15 protein-coding genes and 5 pseudogenes are annotated in these 19,360 nt (G+C 68.8%); 11 read left to right on the top strand and 9 right to left on the bottom strand.

Features of this window, described 5'->3' with window-relative positions:
- Positions 1-269: 269 nt before the first annotated feature.
- Positions 270-1,222: pseudogene (locus ACZ562_RS35340) on the top strand (PHP domain-containing protein); the annotation flags it as partial.
- On the top strand, positions 1,191-2,318 hold the full coding sequence (locus ACZ562_RS35335) for a TIGR02679 domain-containing protein (protein ID WP_471188049.1): 1,128 nt from the start codon (positions 1,191-1,193) through the stop codon (positions 2,316-2,318). The pseudogene ACZ562_RS35340 and the gene ACZ562_RS35335, both read left to right, overlap by 32 nt.
- 261 nt (positions 2,319-2,579) lie before the next feature.
- On the opposite strand, the pseudogene ACZ562_RS35330 reads toward ACZ562_RS35335, so the two are convergent.
- Positions 2,580-2,699, bottom strand: a pseudogene (locus tag ACZ562_RS35330) (IS5/IS1182 family transposase); the annotation flags it as partial.
- Here ACZ562_RS35330 and ACZ562_RS35325 point away from each other — a divergent pair.
- The 3 genes from ACZ562_RS35325 to ACZ562_RS35315 all read left to right on the top strand — a co-directional run bounded on the left by ACZ562_RS35325 (position 2,698) and on the right by ACZ562_RS35315 (position 4,054).
- Positions 2,698-2,844, top strand: coding sequence for a hypothetical protein (locus ACZ562_RS35325; RefSeq protein WP_471188047.1), 147 nt, complete (start codon positions 2,698-2,700; stop codon positions 2,842-2,844). The pseudogene ACZ562_RS35330 and the gene ACZ562_RS35325 sit on opposite strands and share 2 nt — an antisense overlap.
- A gap of 454 nt (positions 2,845-3,298) precedes the next feature.
- Positions 3,299-3,805: a hypothetical protein gene (locus ACZ562_RS35320; RefSeq protein ID WP_471188044.1), complete on the top strand. Its 507-nt coding sequence runs from the start codon at positions 3,299-3,301 to the stop codon at positions 3,803-3,805.
- 57 nt (positions 3,806-3,862) lie between these two features.
- Entirely contained in the window at positions 3,863-4,054 is a 192-nt protein-coding gene (locus ACZ562_RS35315) for a hypothetical protein (RefSeq protein WP_471188041.1), read from the top strand.
- A gap of 100 nt (positions 4,055-4,154) precedes the next feature.
- Here ACZ562_RS35315 and ACZ562_RS35310 read toward each other — a convergent pair whose 3' ends face one another.
- From ACZ562_RS35310 to ACZ562_RS35300, 3 genes and pseudogenes are all read right to left on the bottom strand, one after another.
- On the bottom strand, positions 4,155-5,042 hold the full coding sequence (locus tag ACZ562_RS35310) for a GNAT family N-acetyltransferase (protein ID WP_471188038.1): 888 nt from the start codon (positions 5,040-5,042) through the stop codon (positions 4,155-4,157).
- A gap of 493 nt (positions 5,043-5,535) precedes the next feature.
- Positions 5,536-6,117, bottom strand: a pseudogene (locus ACZ562_RS35305) (IS701 family transposase); the annotation flags it as partial.
- Positions 6,118-6,324: 207 nt separating this feature from the next.
- Positions 6,325-6,945: a CGNR zinc finger domain-containing protein gene (locus tag ACZ562_RS35300; RefSeq protein ID WP_471188035.1), complete on the bottom strand. Its 621-nt coding sequence runs from the start codon at positions 6,943-6,945 to the stop codon at positions 6,325-6,327.
- A 108-nt stretch (positions 6,946-7,053) separates the two neighbouring features.
- On the opposite strand from ACZ562_RS35300, the gene ACZ562_RS35295 reads away from it, so the two are divergent.
- Positions 7,054-7,434 (top strand): carboxymuconolactone decarboxylase family protein, encoded by a 381-nt coding sequence (locus ACZ562_RS35295; protein ID WP_471188032.1) that lies wholly within the window; start codon positions 7,054-7,056, stop codon positions 7,432-7,434.
- Positions 7,434-8,339, top strand: a complete 906-nt coding sequence (locus ACZ562_RS35290; RefSeq protein WP_471188030.1) for a phosphotriesterase family protein — start codon at positions 7,434-7,436, stop codon at positions 8,337-8,339. Before ACZ562_RS35295 ends, ACZ562_RS35290 begins: the two co-directional genes overlap by 1 nt.
- A 769-nt stretch (positions 8,340-9,108) precedes the next feature.
- Here the strand turns inward: ACZ562_RS35290 and ACZ562_RS35285 are convergent.
- A complete protein-coding gene (locus ACZ562_RS35285) occupies positions 9,109-9,567 on the bottom strand; it encodes a hypothetical protein (protein WP_471188027.1) in 459 nt (152 codons plus the stop codon).
- A 707-nt stretch (positions 9,568-10,274) separates the two neighbouring features.
- Between ACZ562_RS35285 and ACZ562_RS35280 the strand changes: the two genes are divergently transcribed.
- From ACZ562_RS35280 to ACZ562_RS35265, 4 genes and pseudogenes are all read left to right on the top strand, one after another.
- Positions 10,275-10,541 carry a hypothetical protein gene (locus tag ACZ562_RS35280; protein WP_471188024.1) on the top strand — a complete coding sequence of 89 codons (267 nt, stop codon included), beginning with the start codon at positions 10,275-10,277 and terminating at the stop codon, positions 10,539-10,541.
- A gap of 14 nt (positions 10,542-10,555) precedes the next feature.
- The gene (locus tag ACZ562_RS35275; RefSeq protein WP_471188022.1) at positions 10,556-12,958 is read left to right on the top strand and encodes an AfsR/SARP family transcriptional regulator; all 2,403 of its coding nucleotides are present in this window, start codon (positions 10,556-10,558) and stop codon (positions 12,956-12,958) included.
- 360 nt (positions 12,959-13,318) lie between these two features.
- Positions 13,319-14,162 (top strand): annotated as a pseudogene (locus ACZ562_RS35270) (IS5 family transposase).
- Complete coding sequence (locus ACZ562_RS35265) at positions 14,159-14,314, top strand: hypothetical protein (protein WP_471188020.1); 156 nt, start codon at positions 14,159-14,161, stop codon at positions 14,312-14,314. The pseudogene ACZ562_RS35270 and the gene ACZ562_RS35265 overlap by 4 nt, the downstream one beginning before the upstream one ends.
- A gap of 70 nt (positions 14,315-14,384) precedes the next feature.
- Here the strand turns inward: ACZ562_RS35265 and ACZ562_RS35260 are convergent, their stop codons facing one another.
- The 4 genes and pseudogenes from ACZ562_RS35260 to ACZ562_RS35245 all read right to left on the bottom strand — a co-directional run.
- Positions 14,385-16,547, bottom strand: a complete 2,163-nt coding sequence (locus ACZ562_RS35260) for a WD40 repeat domain-containing protein (RefSeq protein WP_471188018.1) — start codon at positions 16,545-16,547, stop codon at positions 14,385-14,387.
- A gap of 326 nt (positions 16,548-16,873) precedes the next feature.
- Entirely contained in the window at positions 16,874-17,128 is a 255-nt protein-coding gene (locus tag ACZ562_RS35255) for a DUF3732 domain-containing protein (RefSeq protein ID WP_471188015.1), read from the bottom strand.
- Positions 17,125-17,688: a TopoII/MutL transducer domain-containing protein gene (locus ACZ562_RS35250; RefSeq protein WP_471188013.1), complete on the bottom strand. Its 564-nt coding sequence runs from the start codon at positions 17,686-17,688 to the stop codon at positions 17,125-17,127. The genes ACZ562_RS35255 and ACZ562_RS35250 overlap by 4 nt, the downstream gene beginning before the upstream one ends.
- 558 nt (positions 17,689-18,246) lie before the next feature.
- Positions 18,247-19,308 (bottom strand): annotated as a pseudogene (locus ACZ562_RS35245) (DUF4158 domain-containing protein); the annotation flags it as partial.
- Positions 19,309-19,360 lie beyond the last annotated feature (52 nt).

The raw sequence follows: 19,360 nt of genomic DNA, 5'->3' as shown, positions 1-19,360 counted from the left end.
GGCGCACAGGACGCGAGCCTGGGGCTCGGTGAGCTGGTCGCCGGCATCAATCGCCAGCCAATCGAAACGAGAAGTGAGACACGTCACAAGCGTGTGTCCCGATCCGCTGAATCAAGGTCGTCCCGCTCCTTGCGGCCGCTGCGGGACGTGGGACAGCATCGAATCACTCCCGCACGCTTGTACGATTTCGCGTTGGTGGATCCTGGAGGGGACGCAGGTCAGGGAGGGGCGAACGAAGGACGGGAGGTTCGAGCCGTGGATTTACTCATCTGCGAGTCGCCTCCGGTTACTCCGCCCGCTACGGCGCCTCCCTCCCCGGCGCTCTCGTACAGCGCGCCGCCGAGCGCGGGATGACGACGCTCGCGCTGACCGACCGCGACACCGTCGCGGGCACGGTCCGCTTCGCCACCGCCGCTGCGGCCGCCGGTACCGTCCCGTCTTTGGTGTCGACGTCGCCGTCGCCCCGCTCTCCCCGCCCGACCCGGCCGCCGGACGGCCGCGTACGCCCTTGCGCGGCGGCGCGCACGTGATGGAGCCGCCGCTGCGGATCACCCTGCTCGCGCAGAACGCGGCCGGGTGGGCTCGCCTGTGCCGCCTGGTGTCCGTCGCACATGCCGAGGCCGACGGCGCGGCGCCGGTCGTGTCCTGGCCCGCCTCGCGCGCGTACGCCGACCAGGACCTGGTGGTGCTGCTCGGCCCAGCCTCCGAACCGGTGCGGGCCATGTCCGCCGGCCGCCCCGATGTCGCCGAGCAGTTGCTCGCGCCGTGGCGGGAGCTGGCCGGAGCGCAGCTGCGGCTGGAGGCCGTGTACCTGGGACGGCAGGGCACAGGTCCCGGATCGCTGCGGCTGGCCGCGCGCACCGTGGGCCTCACCGATCAGCTCGGCGTCCGTACGGTGCTGACGAACGCGGTCCGCTACGCCGATCCCGACCAGCACCGGCTGGCCGACGTGCTCGACGCGGCCCGGCTGCTGCGGCCCGTCGACCGCCGGCACCTGGACGGCGGCGAACGCTGGCTGAAGGACCCGGCCGCTATGGCGGCGGCCGCCGACCGTATCGCCCAGGCCGTCGGCGACGACTCCGTCCGGGCCACACGTCTGCTGGCCGAGACCGAGGCCACCGGCCAGTCGTGCACCCTCACCCCGGTCGATCTCGGGCTCGGGCGTCCCCACTTCCCCGAACCCAGTCGTCGTGGACGCCCGCGGGGCGCGAGTGCCGGTGCGAGCGCTACGCCAGGTACTGCGGCTGGAACCCCAGGACTTGGTGGCACTGGTGGAGCAGGCTGTGGGACGGCCAGTGGTCGACCGCGCGCGGCAGCGCATGAGCGACACGGCGCTGCGCCAGGATGTGTGGCAGTACGCGGCCGCGCAACTGCCGGCGTGTCCGGGCCTGGTCGCACGGATGCGCGCCGCCGGGATCGGCGTCGACGAAGGCACAGGGGTGCGCAAGCTGGTCGACGCACTCGCCGCCGTGGCGAAACGCCTGCCGGCCGACCCGCCCGTCTCGCTGCCCAAGCTCGCACACGACACCGCCGGTGACCCCCACTTCTTCGATCTCGACACTCTCGCCGGCAGCCGACTCGTCACACTGGTCGCCGAACTGGCCGGACAGGTGGAGCCGACACGGCCGGACCGGATCCGCGCCCTGCTCGAGCAGACCGGAGTGGTACCTGACCGGCTCACCGCCACCGTGTTGCTCCACCACGTTCAGGCCATCGGCGACGGACCGGTCGACCGACGCCTGCGCGACGCCGTCGCCCCGGTCGCGCTGCATCTGTTCGACCTGACCCGCACTCCCCCACGTCTGGACCCGGCCCAGATCCTCACCGTGGTGGAGAACCCCTCTGTCCTCGAAGCCGCCCTCGCCCGCGGCCATCCTGCGCCGCTGGCGTGCACCAGCGGACAGTTGCGTGCCGTCGACCACGCCCTGCTGCAACTCGCCGTCGACCAGGGCGTGGCGCTGCGGTATGCAGGCGACCTGGACGGGGCAGGGCTCGGCATCGCGCACACCGTCGCCCGTCTGTACGGCGCCGGGCTCGTCGCCATGGACCTGGCCACACTCCACCGCCGGAACCCGCCCGTCCGCAGTGTTACTGGGCCCGCTCCCCGCCGAAGACATCGACCTGCAGCTCGCCCGCGAACTGCGCAACGTGGGGCGGGTGGTGTTCCAAGAACACGACGCCGTTCTGGACCGCCTCCTCCCACCCGCTTCCACCTACTGAGCTTGACTCATGAAGTCGTTGGGGTGAAGGACAGTCCGGTCCCGGTGAGGCATCCGTCGATGAGGTGGGGACGATGCCGTGCCAGATGGTCTGAATGAGGTGCTCGGGTGTGGTGAAGGCGGTATTGGACAGCCAACAGCGCAGCCGCCGATACCGTCCGCCACATCAACAACCACAGGAGCGCGACCTGATCGACAAACCCCCGACCAACCCGTCACGTCACGGAAATACACGCCTTGAAACACACCCTTCTGTCATGCCCGTTTGGACTCGTACGGGCTCCAACCGCCCCCGCGACGGCGTCGCCGTGCGGAGCTGGTCCTCGGCAAGTACCCGAAGTGGAAGGTTAAGACGCCATCTCATTTGGCTAGTCGGCGGTAGCAGATGAGTGTGCAGGCGATGCTGGTGAAGGCGAGGAAGTGCTCGGCTTTGCGCTCGTAGCGGCGGTGCAGTCGGCGGCATCCGGCGAGCCAGGACATGAAGAACCTCATCGCCCTGCCCGTCGACAACGCCACCCCGTTCGGCGAGTACGTCGTCCGCGTCCAGCAGCAGACCCGCGCCGTCGACAAGCTCCTGGCCTCGATCGCCAAGGCGCTCACCAGCGCCCGCCAGATGCGCAGCTGACCAGAGGGCCGCCAATCGCCTGCACGAGAGGCGGTACATGAACGAGCGGGCCCTGATCCGGTGGATGGATCAGGGCCCGCTCTTCGTACGAGGCTCTCACGCCAGAGATGTGACTGAGCGCTTCAGTTGGCGGGATTCGCCATGTACGGCGCTCACCCAGAGGCGGATCTGTGTCCAGCGGTGATGCGAGTTCCACCCAGGACTTGTCCGGCGGATCATGGCCGGGGCCGCGGCGTCTGGCGCGGCACCTCGCCGCTTTGCCGAAACGTCCCGACAGCGACGTTCTCGCGGATGCCGCGGGCGGTCCGGGCGGAGAAGGACGCGACCGGCGACATCTACTGGCCGGTGTCGGTCGACTCGACGATCGTGCGAGCCCACCAGCACGTCATGGAGGGCTTCCGAGGGCACCTCGGATCGGTCACCATGGAGGTCCGTCGGCGATCCGAGGGTGGGGATGAGCGAGGGTGGGAACGTTCTGGACGGGCAAGGGAGCAGTCCGGAGCAGGTCGGACCCGCCCCGTGGCTGGCCCTGGCCTGTCTGGTCGGGCTGTTTCTGGCCTATGTCGTGCTGACGAACTTCACCGCAGAGCTGCGGGCGGCGCTGTGGGGCGAGCCCGGCACCGTGACCGAAGCCAGCTGCCGGACGTACGACAACACCGTGGCCAATGCGGGAACGTCGACGTCCTGCTCGGGCACCTTCACCCCGGACGACGGCGGCTCGTCGTTCGACGTCCCCGTCGAGGGCGACATCGATTCGCAACCGGTCCGTGCCTGGCTGGTGGACGGTACGTCCGGCACCGCGTACGTCTCACCAACGGTGTGGGCGGGGGTGCTCCCGGTGGGGCTGTCCCTCCTCCTGGCTGGTCTCCCGGCGGCGGTGACGGTGAAGCGCGTGCGCCGCGTCCACGCACAGCGCCCTAGAGAGCCGCTTCACGGATCAGACACAGAGTCGAGTGCGTGATCGACGACGAGCACAACGGGTACAGCAAGCACGTCCCGGCGGAAGCTGTTCCGCCGTATGCCCACGCTGCCCCTGCCGCTGCAGGACAGGGACCGCGCGCGGGTCGACGTCCAGGACGTGCTGGAAGCCGCGCACGAGCACTTCCTCCTCGGCGCCGTCCCGCGCGAGCGGGCCGCCGCGATCCTGCGGGCCCGGTACGAGTTGCGCACCGGGGCGATGGATCTCGACACCGACGCGTACGACCAATAGAAGCTGAGTAGGTGTTTTCCTTCCTCCCTGCTATGACCGGTAGAGCGGGGTCTGCGGATCAGCTCTCTGAGGGCAGGTGCGTCTCGCGTCGGTCGTGTTCCTAACCGGCTTCTGGCGTGCCGAAGGAGAACTTGTATCCGGTGAAGTCGGCGAGGTGGACGTATCCGATGCGCTGGTAGAGGGCGTTGCTGGTGGGGTTGTCCGGGTCCGTGAACAGGACGACGTCCGTCGCGCCTGCGGCCAGTGCGGCCCTGCTCACCTCGACCGTCACGGCGCCCGCGTAGCCGCGGCCCCGGAGGTGAGCTGGGGTGTAGACGGGGTCCACCCGGACCATGCCGCCGACGATCGAGGTCGCGGCCGCCATGGAGACGGGAGTGCCGTCCGGGCTCTCCCAGAATGTGAAGTGTCTGTCGCCGAAGCGCGAGTCGGCCCAGGAGCCGGCGTCGATCAAGTCGATGGACGGCTGCTCCCCAACAACGACGCAGAACTCACGACACCAGCGGACGACTTGTTCGTGGTCCTTTTCACCCGTGACGCGTCCCCGGCCCTCTGGGCATGGCTGCGGTGGGGTGAGCGGGCCGAGACGGTAAAGATGTGTCCGCCAGAAAGGGGCTGGCGCTGCGCCCGTGTGCCGTTGCCATGCATCCGCGAAGGCGGTGGCGGTGTCGTGGTCCGCGAGGACACCGGCGGGAGAGTGGCCGAGGCCGGCCAGGTGAGCCGCGAGGGTGCCAGCCTGCTCGGCAGAGAGGGGAGTAACCCACAGGTATCCGCGCGGCGTGCGATAAAAGACGGCGCAGACCTCGCCTCCCGTCTCCAGTCGCCCGAAGATGGTGGCTTCGGCACCATGCGCGCCAGCCCCGCGTGTCCGCAGTTTCTCGATGTCCGTCAACGGCGTGTTGTGCAGGGCGGGCCGCGAGCGCAGGAAGTCTCCGACTCGGGCGAGGAAGTCGTCGATGTCTTCGGTGAGTTGCCAGTCATCCGGGAGCATGGTTCATGATCCCGGATGTACTCAACTCGGGGGAGCACTTTGCTCAGAGGTGCATCGTCGCCACGACTGATGCAACGCCTATCAGCTACGTGAGATCCGCATGGCAATCGCCACCGCGAGTCGGTCAGACCCGTACGAGCAGGCCGGACGACTAAGGGCATTGTGCGCATCAAGACGGCGAGGCCCCGGCCGACGACCGGAGCCTCGCCGCAGCGCGGGCGCCTCTGTCCCTCCAGCGTTGTCAGTGGCGGGAGGTACCGTCAGTCAGTTGGGCGCCGGCAGTGTGGCAGGGCGCCGACCGGAGGCGAATCTCGTCTCCAGTACGGCTGGAGGTTGCATGGCCCTGGACAGACGCCGAGTGCAGACCGCAGTGATCGGCCACGCCGATTCCGAGCTCCCTGTGGTCCTTCCGATGGAAGCGATAGAGCTCGACGACTTCCGGGCCCACCATGCCGGCCAGACCTACTGGTGCGGCGTTTGGCTGGGTGGGTGCGGGCAGCGGCGAGGCGAGGGCCCGCAGCACCATGTGCCGGGCCAGTTCGCCTTTGGTGGCGAACTCCCGCTCGTCGGGGACCCTTGCGGTGCGGCAGCGTTCCCGGTCCTCGGTCCAGGACTTCGGGAGGTAGAGCTCGCGGTCGACCAGAGCCCGGCCACGGGCGGAGACGTAGGCGGCGAAGACGCCAATCTGGCAGTTCTCGGTCCGGCCAGCGGTTCCGGAGTACTGGCGCTGGACCCCGGCGGAGGTGGTGCCCTTCTTGATGAACCCGGTGTCGTCGGTGATCAGGACGCCGCCAGCCTCGCCGAGCTTGCTGGCGACGTATTCCTGCAGGTCGTCGCGGATGTCATCGGGTTCCCACTTCGATCCGGCGAGGAGGTGCTGCAGGCCGTCAGGGGTGGAGTGGCCGGCCTGTTCGGCCAGCTGCCAGCTGTTCTTGCGGGCCACCGGGGCGAGCAGCCCGCGCACGTAGTCCCGCACGCGGCGGCGGAGCTCGACTCGGCCGAAGCGGTGCCCGATGGTCAGGAAGAGATCGTCCAGTTCGAGGTCCCACTGCTCGGCGGCAGACTCGGTGATCACCCTCGGAGGCTGCCCCGCCGCTGTCACTACCTGCGGCGTTGTCGCACGATCGAGGGGCGTTCTCCGTGAGACCGCCCCCGCACGATCGAAGTCCCGCTACACTCCCGCCACCCGGCGAAAAGACCAGGTCAGGCAGCGAAATCCTGCTGGAGTACTAAGTCGAACCGCTGTACCAACGGCCCAAGCACCGCCACTCCAGCAGGCAGTTCAAGGGGCTGGGGTGATTTCGGGGTCGCCGTTCGCATCAGGAGTGGCGTTGCGGCGGGCGCGCAATGCGCGGACCCTGCCCCGGCTCGCACATGCCGGGGAGGGACACCAACGTCGACGCCCGGGCGGATCGATGAAGATGCCCCGGCAGTCGTGTTCCGGGCAGCTCTTGAGTGCTAGCCGGTCCAAGCTGCTGAGTTGGTCCACCGCCTGACGGGCGATGCGGGCCAGGGCGTTCATGGTCGTCGTTGGTGGTTGGCGTCGCAGCCGGTCGGCTGCTGCCAGCCGGATCGGGTCGTCATGTTCGGAGAGGAACCCGGCCAGGTCCGACACGGCGTCTGCGGGCGGCGGCTGCTCGTCGACCGTTGCCAACGCCAGGGAGCGCAGGATCTCCCGCAGTTGCCGCGCCTTCTCCAGGTCGCCCTGGTCCGGTGGCTGAGCCGGGGACAGCTCGCAGTGCTCCAGCCATTCGGCGAGCCGGGCAGACGTGGCGAGCCGCTCCACCGGTTCCGTGCTGAACGAGCGGCCTTGGGTGGCGAGCAGGTTCAACCAGAGGGCGCCGCAGTCGAAACGGAAGGCGAAGTTGTCCTCCTTGACCATGGCGGCAGTGTAACGCTTCATCCGTTACTACTGCTATCGTCCATGTAACGCTTGAAGCGTTACGAAGCGATGGAGGGCCCGACTGTGACAACGAATCCCGCCCTGTCAGAGCACCTGACACAGAGCCGCATGGATCGCGATGAGGGATACCGGATGCTGAACCTCCTCCAAGACGAGGCAACCCAGCAGGCGACCTTGCCGGGACTGGAGCAGATCGCCCCCGGATACGCCGACTGGATCATCACCGCCCTGTTCGGCGGCACCTACCTGCGCGAGGGGCTGTCGTTGCGTGACCGGCAGCTGGTCAACCTGGCCGCCCTCACCGCACTCGGCGGGGTGGACCCGCAGCTGAGCGGGCACGTCAGGACCGGGCTGCGCATCGGAATGACCCGGCAGCAGATCGTCGAGGTCTTCGTCCACCTGGCGCCCTACATCGGCGTGCCCAAGGCGCTGGCCGGACTGCGTGTCGCTGCGGACGCGCTCGCCACCGCCGAGCAGGAGAGCGCGTGATGAGCCCCGCGATCCGGACCGTGCTCGGGGACATCCCACCCGAAGAGTTGGGCACGTGCGACGCCCACGACCACCTGTTCATCGGTTCGCCCATGCTGCCGGGCCAGGAACTGGACGACGTCGAAGCCGCACTTGCCGAACTGAACGCCTTCGCCGCGCTCGGCGGCAGCGCGGTCGTGCAGTGGACACCCTGGGGCATGGGACCGCGAGCCGAAGAACTCCCCGGCCTGTCGCAGCGGTCCGGTGTCCACGTCATCTCCGCCACCGGATTGCACCAGGCCAGACACTACGACCCCGACGATCTGGAACGTGTTCGTGACGGGCTGGCCGAACTGTTCGTCCACGAGCTGACCAGCGCCCCCGTGAAGGCCGGACTGGTCAAAGTCGCCGGGTCCTATCACCGCCTGGACGACCACGCCCGGCACGTCATGACCGCCGCAGCCGAGGCACACCACACCACCGACGCACCCATCGGCGTCCACCTGGAGGCTGGAACCGCCGCCCTGGACGTGCTCGATTTCCTGTGCGGATCGCACGGGGTCGAACCGCGCCGTGTGATCCTCGGGCACCTGCATCGACTCCCCGATGCCAGAATCCACCGGCAAGCCGCCGAGGCCGGCGCCTTCCTGGCATTCGATGGCCCATCCCGCGTGCACCATGGCACCGACTGGCGATTGCTGGACTCCCTCGCCGCCCTCGCCGACGCCGGTCACATCAACCAGGTCCTGCTCGGAGGTGACACAGTCACGCCGACGGCCAGGTCCACTGCGGACGGCCCGGGCATGCCGTTCCTGCTGAGTGGCCTGCGTCCGCGGATCGAGAGCGAACTGGGACCCGACATCGCCTCTGCAATCTTCACCGAGAACCCGGCCCGCGCGTTCGCGGCGCAGTGGCGGCAGCTATAATCCGCAAGCCGCCCAACGATCACACACAGTCACCACAACCCCCGCCTCAACCAGGACCTGGCGACAGCTGATACGCCAACCCACCGGTATCGCGACGGCTCAGCCGCAAGCGTCACACAGTGCCACATGTCCGTTCGCCGTAGCTATACGAGACCATGCGGCCGACCTCGCGGAAGGCGATAGATGGCGTTCTTGTGCGACCCGGACCGGAGCCGCTTGAGCAGCGTCGTCGAGGAATGGGACAGGTAGCGGGCATGAACACACCTGTCTTCCCCACACACGTGAGGGTGTGTCCCACGCAGACCCCCGCCGAGCGCGGAGGCGGGTCTTCCCCACACACGTGGGGGTCTGTCCGCCCCGCGTTCCGCCGCTGCGGGAGCCACCGAGTCTTGCCCACACACGTGGGGGTCTGTCCTGGGCGCGATTCGCTGGCAACGGTGGGAACCAGCCTTCCCCGCACGCGTGGGGGTCTGTCCCGCGTCAGGGCTCGCCGCAGTTGTTCGTCGGTCTCTTCCCCACACGCGTTGGGGTCTGTCGCGGGTCCAGTACGTGGGTCCGACTGTGGGTGTCAGTTGGAGCCCACGGCCTTCGGTGTGAGCGGTGAGCATCTTCACCAGGCGCTTGGGGGTGGTTCGTGGACCTTGCCTGCCCACGAAGGCACGCTGCCGTCTTCCCGCGGGCCGTTTTCACCACCTACGTTGGGGGCTCACCAGCCTCGGACTATCGGCACGCCGGAGTCGGCGACTGACTGTCGCGACCGGAGCCTCGTTCACGCGAGCACCGCGATTCCGGTGAGGTCGTCCTCGCCCACAATGATGGGGCGGACCCAGACCAGGCCGACCAGCTCGCCGCGCACCAGCGGCATGATGACCGGGCGGAGCACGGTGCCTGTCCCGAGGCCGGCGGTGTACGTCTCCTTCATCACGCTGACCAGCCCGTCCCACATCCGTCCGTCCACGGACCCTCGTCTCGGTTGTGCGTGATCGCACCCGACCTGGCACGCGTAGTGATGCGGTGGCAGGGCGGTGATCGGCCAGCTTCTTCGAGCGGTGGGGGCCGGGCTGGTGGAAGAAATTGCCACCAGAGAACGAGGCGCGGCGTGAATCACAGCGGGTGTCAGGTCCTCGATGTCGGCCGTCTCGGGGAGTCCTTCGAGTTGGCCGATGACGGTGATGTGGGTGGCGTCGACGTTGGCGGTGCGAGGGGTGCAGAGGACCTTGGTGGTCACCTTGGTGGTCTCGGCTCCGTCGATGAGCGCGCGGACGGACAGTCGGTAGCTGCGTCTTACTCACCACCGCGCGTCAGCGGTACTTCAGAAGCCACCACCTCCGGTTCGCGGAGAGCCGAGGGGGTGGTCCAGGCCGTGGGCTCACGGGCTGCGGAAGTGTCCACCTCCTTGAACTGGTTTCGCTTGTCCGTCCGTTCAGTCCTCGGCGCCTGATGGCGGTGGGCGGAGCAGGCCTTCTGGATATACGGCGAGGCCGGCGCTCTCAGGGAGAGTGCCGGCCTGGAGCGGTCTCACGCGGCAACGTGATCGCGCTTGGGTTCCTGATCTGCTGGGTGGAGCCCGCAACTTTCAGGAGTGGCCGAAGCCTTGGTGCCAGTCGAATAGTGCCTGCTGTCTCTGAACGGGCTCTGAACACGATTGGGATGGCGCGACATCTAAATTCCGTGCGAGCGGCGGGAGGTTCTGCCGTCGGCCGTAAACTTGCTGGTCTGCCGGGGTGCTTACGAGCTGTGGTGCCTGGACAGGCCTGCATGAAAGTCTTGGACGCTGACGCATCATCGATTCTGAGGGTATCCCCTGATCGGTGGGGCGGGTGGCAGGATGCAGACCCCGGACGGCGTCGGCAAACGCCGTTTCGGTAGTTCGGCATTGGAGCCCGCAACGTCCCCCTGGCTTTGTGCGGGGGGCTCTTGATTCAGGAGAAGGTCATGGCTCGAACTCTCTTTCCAGCGCAGTGTGCGGTACACGGTTCGTCGTACGGGCACCGGTCTGCGTTCGCTGATGCCGTGGTGGTTGTGGTGATCGTGGTGCTGGCATGCGTTCTGTCCGTGTACGGTCTGGAGCTTTTGTCTGTCCTGGCTGTGCTGGGAGGTGCCGGTCTGGTGGCGGCCACCACGCTGGCCGCTGTTCGCGGAGGAGACAGGCGCCTGCGCGGCGCTGTGGTGCGGGCTGCGACCGCTGTTGCCGCCGGCTGACGGCCGAACGCGGCATGGGGCGCAAGGAGAGGCCGATTGCCTCATCGAACCGGGCGCTGGTGAGGCTTGCCAAATGGCTGCGCGACCAACGGTCCAACTGCGGTTGTACGTATGCCGAGTTAGCCGCACGCGTGGACCTTCATGCCACCACGCTGCAGCGGGCGGCATCGGGCCAGTCGGTTCCCAGTGAGCGCAGTGTGCGCGCCTACGCGATTGCCTGCGGTGCCTCGGTGGACACGGCGATGGACCTGTGGCGCCAGGCGCGCCGGGGCAGGCTGCGCAGTGCAGGGCTGGCCTCGCCGAGCCCGCAGGACATCGACGGCGTCGAGATGCTTCGCGCAGGGCTGCGAGAGCTGTACGAGCTGGCCGGACGGCCCTCGGTGCGGGTGATGGAAGAGCGCGCGGGCGCAGGGCGACTTCCTCACAGCACGGCCCATCGCATCCTGCTCGGACGGACGGTGCCGCGTGACGCGCACCAGCTGACCGGCTTCCTCACTGCGTGCCTGGTCACATCCTCCGAGCATCCGGCGTGGGTCGCGGCCTGGCAGCGAACCCGCGGGGAACAGCATGACGCAGCCCCCTCCACGCTCCCGCTGCAAAGGCGCGCATCGCGCACACGCACGACGCCGGTAGCACCGGTGCGTCCTTCGGTTCCCGCTTCGGGCCTGTACGCCAGCGTGCTCGGGCCGGTGCGCCTGTGGCAGGACGGAGAGCCGCTGTCTGCCGGTTCCCCCCAACAACGGGCCTTGCTTGCCGCCTTGGCGCTCAGGGAAGGACGGACGGCGACAGCAGCGGAACTCATCGACGCGCTCTGGGGCGACGAACCACCGTCGCAGGCGCTGGCCGCTGTGCGGACGTATGCCTCCCGGCTGCGCAAGGTGATGAAACCGGGAGCACTCGTCAGCGAGTCCGGCGGCTACGCCCTACGCCTACCCGATCAAGCGTTCGACGTGGCCGTAGCAAGAGATCTGGCCAGACAGGCTGAACAGGTGCGCATACAAGGGGATCTGGAGCATGCGCGGATGCTGCTGCGGCACGCCCTGGGGCTGTGGGAGGGCGAATCACTGGCCGGGATATCCGGACCCTATGCGGAGGCTCAGCACGCCCGCCTTGAGGAATGGCGGCTGCAGCTTCTCGAATGCCGCCTGGACCTGGACCTCGGATGCGGTCTGCATGCTGACGTCGTGGCCGAGCTGACCGCGCTGACGTCCGCCCATCCGCTGCGTGAACGTCTGCGCGAGCTGCTGATGCTCGCCCTGTACCGTGCGGGGAGGCAATCCGAGGCGCTTGCGGTGTACGCGGACATCCGCAGGCTGCTCGCCGACGAACTGGGCGTCGACCCGCGGGACGGGCTGGCCCTCCTCCAGCAACGGATCCTGCAGGCAGACCCAGGGCTGGCCGTCGACGCGGCGCCCTCCCCCGGCAACGCGCAGGCTCCTTCATTCATCCGCCCAGCTCAGCTGCCGCCCGCCGTCTCCGACTTCGTGGGACGGTCGGACGTGCTTGCCGAACTGACGGGCGTGCTGAACTCTGCCGCGGGCGGTGAAAGCCTGCCGGTCGCGGCTGTCTGCGGTCCCGGCGGTGTGGGAAAGACTGCCCTGGCCGTCCAGGCTGGCCATGCGGTTGCGCAATTCTTCCCCGACGGCCATCTCTACCTGGATCTTCACCAGACGGCACCGGAGGCTGCACTCGCCGCGGCACTGCATGCTCTGGGGGTGGCAGAGACAGCCGTTCCGGCAGGCCTCAAAGAACGCTCCGCGCTGTACCGCTCGGCTCTGCACGGCCGCCGCGTCCTCGTGGTCCTGGACCACGCGAGGGACGCGGCACAAGTCCAGTGGCTGCTGCCCGCAGCACGAGGCTGCGCCGTTCTGGTCACTTCTCGCAGGCGGATGATTGACCTGCCCGGAGCGCACCTGGTGGAGCTTGACGCCATGTCCCCCGCCGAAGCGCTCCAGCTCTTCACCCGGATCGCCGGCCGCCTACTGCCAGGTGAACACGGGCCGGCTCGCTACGTGGTGGCCGCATGCGGTTTCCTGCCGCTCGCCATCCGTGCCGCTGCCTGCCGTCTGGTGGCACACCGGGCCTGGACGGTCTCAGACCTGGCGGACAAGCTCGCAGACGAGGACACTCGGCTGGACGAACTGCAGGCAGGAAACCTGGCGGTGAAGCCTGTCATCGAGAACAGTTACCACCGGCTCAGCGCTGGCGAAGCCGACGCCTTCCGGACGCTGAGCTCGTCCGCTGACGCATTCCTGTCCCTCCAGGAAACCGCGCGTCTTCTCGGCCGTGACGTCGCGGATGCAGAACGCCTCTCGGAGACCCTGGTCGACGCCGGGCTGCTGACATCCATCGGCAGTGGGGCCTATCAAGTACCCCTGCTGGCCTGGCTCTACGCGAGAGCCCTGCCCCACCCCTGACGCCCGCAGATGGATGTGATCTTTGACGGCGGACCCCAGTTACGGATGCCGTGGCCACCGGGGGTGGCTCACTGCGACCGTCAGATCGCAGTCTCTGACCCCGTTGTGCTCCATGAGCAGTCAGTAGTGTCACCCGTCCTGACCGGCCTGTTCAATCCAGTGCTGTGGGATGAGTTTGCGTCCGCCGCGCCAGTTATGGCGCACTGACAGGAACCACGCCTCGTCCAGGTTTGCGTGATCGGAAACGATGATCTTTAGAGGCCGCGCGGATAGGCGCGGTTGGGAACGCCGGCAGCAGAACGGGCACGAGTCCCGGTGATCATGGAGCCGCAACTGTCTGTGATTTCTGTGAGGAGACCTGTGCCTGTTCTGCCGTCATGGCTCAGCGAACCGCTTTGGGGCCAGTTCGCGGTCCTGTTGCCGGTGCGGCCGAAGTACCGGCCGGACCATCCGTTGGGCTGCCATCGCAGGCGTATCAGCGATCGGATCGTCTTCGAAAAGATGCTGCAATTGCTGCGTTTCGGCTGTTCTTACGAGGCGATCGCCGACACGACCTGCTCGGCCACCACGATCCGCTGCCGCCGCGACGAGTGGTTACGCCTGGGCGTGTTCGCCGAGCTCAAGCGGATCGCGCTCGACGCTTATGACCGGATCGTCGGCCTCGTCCTCGACCGGATCGCCGTGGACGGCTGCATCACCAAGGCTCCCGGAGGCGGTGAGGCGGCTGGGCGTTCTCCGGTCGACCGGGGCAAACAGGGCTTAAAACGCTCCGGCATGACGGACGGTTACGGCATTCCGCTGGGCCGCGTCCTGGCCGGAGCCAACCGCCATGACTCCCCGTTGCTCGCCCCGACCCTGGACCGCCTGGACGACCTCGGGCCCCTTCCCCAGGACATGACCGTGCACCTGGATGCCGGCTACGACTCCGACAAGACCCGTGCCCTGCTGACCGAACGGGGCCTGAACGGCCGGATCGCGCGCAAGGGACGAAAAGGCGCCCATCCAGGCAGGCCAGAGGTGGCACGTGGAGCGCACCCACGCCTGGCAGAACGCCTTCCAACGCCTGGCCCGCTGCTACGAGCGGCGCGCCACTGTCATCGACGCGTTCTTCGACCTCGCCGACGCCATCATCACCCTCCGCCGCCTCATCCGCCAAGCGTGGACAACCCATCGCTGGGACGAACGGCCGCACCGCCGCCCATGAGTACACGCCGACGGTGGCATGGGGAACGTGTCCATGACCCAACTGCCCGGCAGAAGGCGTTCCACCGCCCGCTGCCCGAGCGCCGCGCCTTCGTCGTCGACGCCCTCTTCGGCCTCGTCGGCAGCATCATCACCGCCACCGCCCATGAATAGTCGACACTGCAGGGCCCCGGCGTCGGCTCTGCGTGGCAGACACCCAAGGGCCTACCGCGCGGGGAACTGGTCAGCAGCCGATCAGTACCGCTATTTCCCGGCCGAATCCCACCACCAGCCGACCGTCCGGAGTAATATCCACCGCGTGCACCGCTGCGGGGAGCACCAACTCCGCGCCGAGGGGCTGGCCGGTGGTCAGGTCCCACACCCGCACCGTCCCGTCGTAGCGCCCTCCGCCAGTGACGGCGGCCAAGCGGCCGTTCACTATCCCCGTCGCCACCGCACCCACCCCGCCGGTGTGGCCGGTGAGGGGTTCGCCGACCGGTTGGCCGGTTGCCAGATCCCGCACCCGCACCGTCCCATCCACGCTGCCGGTGACGGCGACCGGGCGGCCGTCCACGACCCCCGTCGCTACGGCGTTCAAGTAGTCGTGGCCGGTGAGGGGTTCGCCGACGGGCTGGCCGGTGGCCAGATCCCACACCTGTACCTCTCCGTCGTCGCTGTAGCTGCCAGTAACAGCGATCGGGCGGCCGTCCACCACAGTCGTCGCCACCGCCCCCACCGCGCCGGTGTGGCCGGGTTCGCCAATGGGCTGGCCGGTGGCCAGGTCCCACACCCGTACCTCTCCGTAAAAGCTGCCGGTGACCGCGACCGGGCGGCCGTCCACCACAGCTGTCGCCACCGCCGTCACCGTGCCGGAGTAGCGGCCGTCGGTGAGGGGTGCGCCGACGGGCTGGCCGGTGGCCAGGTCCCACACTCGTACCTCTCCCACGTTTTCTCCACCACCGCCGGTGACGGCCACCGGGCGGCCGTCCACCACAGCCGTCGCCACCCCGTACACCCAGTCGGTGTGGCCGGTGAGGGGTTCGCCGACCGGTTGGCCGGTGGCCAGGCTCCACACCCGCACCGTCCCATCCTCGCTGCCGGTGACGGCGACCCGACGGCCATCCGTCACCCCCGTCGCCGCCCCGAACACCTCTCTGGTGTGGCCGCCCATCGGTTCGCCGACCGCTCGGGCGGCCAGGTCCCACACACGCACCGTCTTGTCGTCGCTGCCGGTGACGGCGACCGGGCGGCCGTCCACCACCGCCGTCGCCACCGCATGGACCATGTCGGTGTGGCCGGTCAGCGGTTCGCCGACCTGCTGGCCGGTGGCCAGGTCCCACACCCGCACTTCTCCGGAGCTGCCGGTGACAACGACCGGACGGCCGTCCACCACCGCCGTCGCCACCTCGTGCACCGGGCCGCCGCAGCAAGTGAAGGGTTCGCCGACCTGCTCGCCGGTGGCCAGATCCCACACCCGCACCGTGCTGTCCCAACTGCCGGCGACAACGACCGGGCGGCCGTCCACCACCGCCGTCGCCACCGCCCGTATCCGACCATCATGGCCGGTGAGGGGTTCGCCGACGGGCTGGCCGGTGGCCAGATCCCACACCCGCACCGTCTCATCGTCGCTGCCGGTGACGGCGACCCGACGGCCACCGACCACCGCCGTCGCCACCGCATGCACCATGTCGGTGTGGCCGGTCAGCGGTTCGCCGACCTGCTGGCCGGTGGCCAGATCCCACACCCGCACCGTCTTGTCAGTGCTGCCAGTAACGGCGACAGAGCAGCCCTCCAATACCACCGTCGCCACCGCCTGCGTCGGACCATCATGGCCGGTGAGGGGTTCGCCGACGGGCTGGCCGGTGGCCAGGTCCCACACCCGCACTGTCCGATCCCGCTCGCCAGCGGTGACGGCGACCGGGCGGCCGTCCACCACCGCCGTCGCCAGCGCCATAACCCGGTCGGTGTGGCCGGTGAGGGTTTCGCCGACGGGCTGGCCGGTGGCCAGATCCCACACCCGCACTATGTTGTTGCTGCTGGTGACGGCGACCGGACTGCCGTCCACCATTCCCGTCGCCACTCTGATCACCCGGTCGCTGTGGCCGGTCAGGACCTGGCGGAGGCGGTGGTCGACCATGGTGCCGGTGGCCCACTCCACCCCCCACCGCGCGTCGGCTCCGTCGTCCAGCGGTACGGCGGCGATCCGCGTCGCAAGCTCCCGGTCCCCGTACCGAGCAGCATCCAGCGCCAGCAACTGCCGCCGCACCCCAGGCCCGGCATCCCGGTGCACATGCGCCGACGCCCGGTACACCGCACCGGCCAACCGCGCGGCTCGCCCCGAAGCCGCATCCACCAGCCCCAAGACCTCGCCCGGGTCGGCATTCAGCAGGAACCCAGGATCCGCCAATCGCCCATCCACACCCGCAAACACTGCAGCGACCCCGCCAACGCTCAGATCATCAGACATATCTGCATCCAACCAGCCCCCACCGACACACCACTCCCCAACCCGACACACCCACCACACGATCACGCAGCCAATTACGCACCGCTACTGACGAAACCCCAGCGGATACGCCTTACCTCAGTCTCGTAACCCACTTCGCCTCGCCAATTCGCGCGGGTTCTTAGGTGGGGGGCGAGTTCGCGGGCTACGTCGTGGATAAGGTGGAACAGGCGCGTGACGGCTGCCCGGTCCACGTCGTCCTCGAGGGTGCCGGAGGCTTGATCGACTTACGAGCGGTACCAGACCTGGGTGGGCTGGTCCAGCATCAGAATGCGCGGGGCCGGGCGGCCTTGGCGTGTGAAGTAGCGGTGGAGGGCGAGGTGGACAATGACGTGGTAGGCGACCCAGTTCTCTCCACTGCCGATACGGAAGAGGGGGGCCGGCCCCTGTTCGGTGTCGGTGACGACGGTCAGGCGGCTGAGGTCGAGGCGTACGCACTGGCCGCTGTGCTCGAGCTGCAGCCGGTCGGCCCAGTCGGTCATGTCCTGGCTGATCGCGACGAGACGCGAAGTGAGCTGTTCACGTTCTTCGTTGGGGCCTGGACCCGGGCCTGTGCGGCGTCGAGTAGCTGCTTGAGACGGGCCGCTTCGTCGTCTGTGCTGGCGGGAAGCATGCGAGGCTTGCGTGGATGCGGCCGCGCATGACGTCGCGGCGGGAGGCGTCGGCGAGTTCCTTGGTGACGGCGCTGGTGGAGATGAGGGCCTGCAGGGTGCTGTCGATGGTCCGAAGAGAGGTTCGGAGCTCGTCGGCCCGCTCGTCCAGCAGCGCCGCCAAGCTCTTCGCATGTGGCACCGCAGAACTCGGGATTGTCCAGCTTCACTGACACGACCACAGTCAGGCCCTCGCCGATCCGGTCGGCGCTGAGACCAGGGTCCGCCGCTGTCAGCAGCCGCCGCTGCCACGCGTACGCGTTGACCGCGGCCGCCCCCCCGTCGCGGAAGCCCGCCGCGTGCGTGCCCCCGTCAGGGGTGGGCAAGCTGTTGACGAAGCTCCGGATCCGCTCCACGCCGGAGCCGCACCACCGGAGAGCCACCTCCCCCATCCCCGCCGCCGTCGGGTCCTCCCACTCGAAGCCGATGACGTCCGGGCGCCCCCGCCCGCGCGTCGAGGAAGGCTACGAAGTCTCGCGCCCCGCCCGGGAACCAGAACCGTACCGACCGGGACCCGCCCGTGCGGCGCCCTCGGTCAGCGAGATGCCCAGGCCCCGTTCAGGAAAGCCAGTTCCCTGAAGCGCTCCTCAAGCACGGCGAACGAACACTCAGCCGTGCCGAAAATGTCGGCGTCGGGCCAGAAAGCGATGGTGGTCCCGCTTCCGGTCGCCGGCCCCGCGGCGGCGGGCGGGGCCACCGCGACGCCCCGCGCGTAGTCCTGGACCCAGCGAACACCCCTCGCGCCGCACATCGGCCGTCAGGCGGCTCGACAGGGCGTTGGCGACGCAGGACCCATTAAGGAAGCCCCCGGCCGCAGCGTGGCGGCCGCAAGACCGCGCCGCGGATCTTGGCCGGGAGAGGAATACGACGCCGCAGAAATAAGTGGTCTGCGCCAGTAACGACCAGGTCGCGGGGATCGGCGCGATGGTCGTGCGTGGCACCCCAGGCGACACCAGGTCCAGCTCCTCCGTGAGGATCTTCGACGCCTTCGCCAGGACGCGGGCCGCCTTCTCCTGCTGCGGCAGCATCGCCAACCGGTCCCGGTCCGACGCCCGCGCGGGCAGGGCTGATCAGCCGGTTTGCCATCACCAGCGCGAACAGGTCGAGGGCGTCGTCGACCGCCTGCGCCTCCAACTGGCGCACCACCGCCGTCAGTAGCGCGGTCCGGCGCGGCTCCGGTGCCCACTCGATCGTCTGCGCCTTGCTCAGTTGCCAGTACCGGGCCAGCGTGGACAGCCGGTTCACCGGCACCCGGGAGAGGTTCACGCGCCCCAGGCCGAGGCGTAGATCTCCTCCACCCGTTCCATGGCCCGCACCATCGCGGTACCCGTCGTCTTCACCGGCGGGGTACGCAGCCGCTCCAGCTCGGAGACCCGCTTGCCCTCCGGCACGTCCAGCAGTGCCGCCAGCGCTGGCGCAAGCGTGGGATCGGCCCGGTCTGTGGCCCGTGCCACCGCCACGTACAGGCGCCGCTCGGCCGCCGCACGGGCCTCGGACACCTGCCGGGCCAGTCCGAGACGCCCGGCAGCAGCACGCGGTGCCGGCGCAGCCACGTCACCGCGTGGTTGAACAGCGCCGGTTCCTCGGCGTGCGTCCACGCTCGCCCGTACAGGAAACTGCGGAACTCCCGGCCCCACCTGCGGTCGTTGAAGTCCCGGTAGCTGAACCGCTCCTGGATCTCCCGCGCGTGCTCGTATGGCGTTCTCCGATGCTGGGCATAGGCATACCGCTTCACGCACGACGTGTCTGCGATGCCGAGCTGCCCGGCCAGGTACTCCACGACCTCCCACGGCACCGCCAGCGGATCATCCCCCAGGAACCGGCCGATGTAGCGGCCCGTCCCGCTCTGGCACCGCCACGCCCAACCGGTGCCCGTCCGAACGACGTAGCGCAATCAGGTCCCGGTCGTCATCGTCGAGAAAGAAGAAACGCTCCAGCTCAGGACGTGTCGGAACCTCGGCAAAGGTCCCGTACGCCTGGGCCTGTTCGTCAGTCAGAAACTCCACCGACACAGCCGGACCGTAGCCAGCCCCAGGGCCCGCCCGGCGGGCCTTCCACGAACAC

The organism is Streptomyces sp. NPDC040410 (assembly GCF_055595715.1).
Note: the sequence above shows the minus strand (reverse complement) of the source record. Positions and strands in the feature narration are given on the sequence as shown.